This is a genomic window from Thermoproteota archaeon (assembly GCA_030130125.1).
Taxonomy (GTDB): Archaea; Korarchaeota; Korarchaeia; order Korarchaeales; family Korarchaeaceae; genus Korarchaeum.
The window spans coordinates 1-3,104 of record JARZZM010000022.1 but is presented as its reverse complement, the minus strand read 5'-3'; the positions used below and the strand labels follow the sequence as shown (position 1 = coordinate 3,104).

The window sequence follows — 3,104 nt, the reverse complement described above, 5'->3', positions numbered from 1 at the left end:
TTCTCAGGCTAAGGCACTTGGCTCCCATCTATGGAGAGCACCCGATAGCACCAGGGAGTGAGGACTGGCTTCTAGTGGATCAGATACGCCGTGTTCTCCACGTCGGCCACATCCATGTATACGGAGTGGGGGAGTACAATGGGGTGAAGATAGTCAACTCGGGGACTTTTGAGAATGAGACTCCATATATAAAGAGTTTGGGAATTGAAGTGACTGTGGGGAAGGCCCCAATACTAAATCTAAAGAGTATGGAAATCGAGGTGAAGGATTTCTCCTCATAGCCGTTACCTTATGCCCATCTGGGCTAAGAGGTTCCTCATCTGCCTGAGGGGCAGAGCCATCTTCTTCACCACTTTGGTGTTCCCCCTAGCCCCCCCGTACTGCATCTCTATCTCGATGAGACCTTGAGACTCCAGCTCCCTCAATATGCCTGAGACCCTCCTCATAGTTAGTGGTTTTACCCCGTACAAGCTGGCTCTCTGCTCGTATGCGTGGTAGATGGTACCAGTTCCGGCCCTGACCGCCGGTCGTTCGAGCACATCGGCGATGGCTGCTAGTATGAGCCTATGGTGGAGAGGCAGGGTCCTGACGGTTATTGACACCTCCTCCTCATTGACTGTATCTACCGCCATGATAGCATGCTCCTTCGTCAGCTTCTCAGCTCTCTCGTTCTCCGCTAGCTCGGCAGCCATCCTCAGAATGTCTATAGCCCTCCTGGCATCACCAGACTCCTGAGCCACCCTGCTAGCTATGTACTGTAGGGCCTCGTCCTCCCAAGTGCCGACCTTGAGCCCTAGATCCGCCCTCTGCCTGAGTATCTGATACAGCTGAGGATGGTTGTAGGGCGGGAACTGCAGCCTGTTTGGTTCAAAGCTGCTCCTCTCTCTAGGATCTAGCCTTTCGAGGAAGTCCATGGTGTTGCTGATGACCACTAAGCTTATGCTTAACTCCTCGGGGAGGTCGTAGTTCAACCTAGTGAGGGCATAAAGCAGCCTCCCTCCATCCCTCTTAACCAACAAATCCACCTCGTCTAGAACTATCACCAGTCTAGAGTTTGAGGTCATGTAGGCATCGACGAATTTGTCCCAGAGGACATCGAAGGGATAGCCTGATGGTGGAACTAGAACTCCCATGGACCGATTCAATTGATAGAGAACTCTGTAGGCTGTGGTGGCTTGGCTGCAGTTTACATATGCGAATTTAGCCCTGAGGTTCGGGTACTCGTTCCTGTACTTCTTGATCACGTGCTTCACTACGGCTGTTTTACCCGTACCGGGCTTTCCAATGAAAGCCACATCGCTTGGAGGCTGATCCACGAGTAGATCTGAGAGTATCCTCGAGAATTGGAATATTTGCTCCTCCCTACTGGGCAGGGTATCAGGGATATAAGAGTCCCGGAGGACTCGCTTATCTTTAATTATCGTGTAGGACATGTAAGAGGTATCGATAAACGCCTCATCCAATGGCATCCGATCACTTCCCCTCCGCCCGGACCTGAATAAGTTGTATTGCCTCTGGAGGATTTAAAGTTAGTGCCCTTTTAAGGGAAAAGGTTCTAATGATAAGATGATAAGTTCCAAGTGATACAACCTTATTATAATGAGATGCGCATCGTTTCCATTCCATCAACTCCGGAGGGAGTCTCCCCTGTAGTTCAATTCCTTCAACTCCATTGGGCTGTGGTGGACTGGAAGTATAGGAATTTCAGGTCTGCTGCTCTAATATTGGAATGGAAGGAGTTGAAATTGTGGTGTGAGTGTCCCCACCATTAAACCCATGGTTATCACAATTATGGCATAGACTAGGAGGATCCAATCGTCTCTCCCATACTCATAGACTACATAGCTACTCCTCTTCTCTATAGCCCCAAAAGCCCTAGTCTCTAAGGCCTCTGCCAGCTGATGGCCTCTCCTTATCGCTATTATTATCATGGGAATCAGTATGGGGATCAACCTCCTTACCTTCTCCAAGAAGCCCCCCCTCTCCAGTTCATAGCCTCTACTAACCTGAGATGTGATGATCATTACCACATCATCCGCCAAAACGGGTATGAACCTTAGGGCTATCACGAAGGAGAAGGTTATCTGAAGGGGGACCTTGAGCTTGGTTAGGAGGTCGCCTATCTCCGCTGGGCTGGTGCCTGTCATGAATATTGCCGAGGCCATTATCATGCTTATCAGCCTCAGCACCATTGCGAGGCTGAACTCCAAACTATGGGTAGTGAGATAGTTTAGCACCACTAGTACTACGATGAACAGAAGGGATGCCTTAAGGGACCTCTTCACCCTTCTCTCGGATCTTGATAGAATTATTAGTGGTATTTGGGTCATAAGGGAGAATATCTGCATTAGAAGCGAGGCGCTGATTAGAGGAAGTGTTATGAAGGAGATGAAGAGTAGGAGTTTCGTGAGGGGATTGAGCTTGGAGTACGGTGTCTCCCTCACTTGAGTCCTGAAAATCTCCACCATTCCCATAGGGTCGAGCACTTAACCCACCTCCAGCAGAGAATCGACTATGTATTTGTAGGGAGGTATGAGGCCGTTAGTAGCGAGATTCCTTATATCCGAGAAGATCTCCCTAGGGTCTCCTCTATCGATCACGACCCCGTAGCGAAGCACGAGTACCACATCAGGACCAAGCTCGTCCAACCACTCCAAGTCATGGGTGACGATCACGACACCCTTACCCTCCCTCCTTATCCTCCTAAATATCTCCGATAACGACTCCTTTGATAGACTGTCCTGTCCTATTGTGGGCTCATCTACCGCCAAGAACTCCGGCTTCATGGACAGGATACATGCTATCGAGAGTCTCTTCATCTCACCACCGCTTAATGACCAAGGACTCCTCTCTCTCAACTCCCAAAGGCCTACTTCCTCCAACGCCCATTTAACAGACTCCCTAATTTCTTCAGGATCCATGCCTATCGATTTAGGGCCGAAAGATACCTCCTCATATACGGTCTCGGAGAAGAACATATGCTCTGGGTTCTGGAAGACCAGCCCAACCTTCTTGGACAGCTGAGCGACGCTGGCCTCCCTCGTGTCCACCCCATCCACGAGGACCCTCCCCTTCATCTCCCCCCTGTAGAAGTGCGGTATCAA

Annotated in this window: 4 protein-coding genes; 1 reads left to right on the top strand and 3 read right to left on the bottom strand. The window is 50.1% G+C overall.

Annotation, left to right across the window (positions count from 1 at the left end):
- The coding region (locus QI197_04770; GenBank protein ID MDK2372672.1) for a DNA polymerase II small subunit at positions 1 to 281 on the top strand (281 nt) is incomplete at its 5' end.
- A 3-nt stretch (positions 282 to 284) separates the two neighbouring features.
- Here the strand turns inward: QI197_04770 and QI197_04765 are convergent.
- The 3 genes from QI197_04765 to QI197_04755 all read right to left on the bottom strand — a co-directional run.
- Positions 285 to 1,469, bottom strand: coding sequence for an AAA family ATPase (locus tag QI197_04765; protein ID MDK2372671.1), 1,185 nt, complete (start codon positions 1,467 to 1,469; stop codon positions 285 to 287).
- Between the two features lie 249 nt (positions 1,470 to 1,718).
- Positions 1,719 to 2,486 (bottom strand): energy-coupling factor transporter transmembrane component T, encoded by a 768-nt coding sequence (locus tag QI197_04760; GenBank protein ID MDK2372670.1) that lies wholly within the window; start codon positions 2,484 to 2,486, stop codon positions 1,719 to 1,721.
- Positions 2,487 to 3,104, bottom strand: a 618-nt coding sequence (locus tag QI197_04755; GenBank protein ID MDK2372669.1) for an ABC transporter ATP-binding protein, incomplete at its 5' end; no start/stop codon positions are given. It abuts the gene before it with no gap.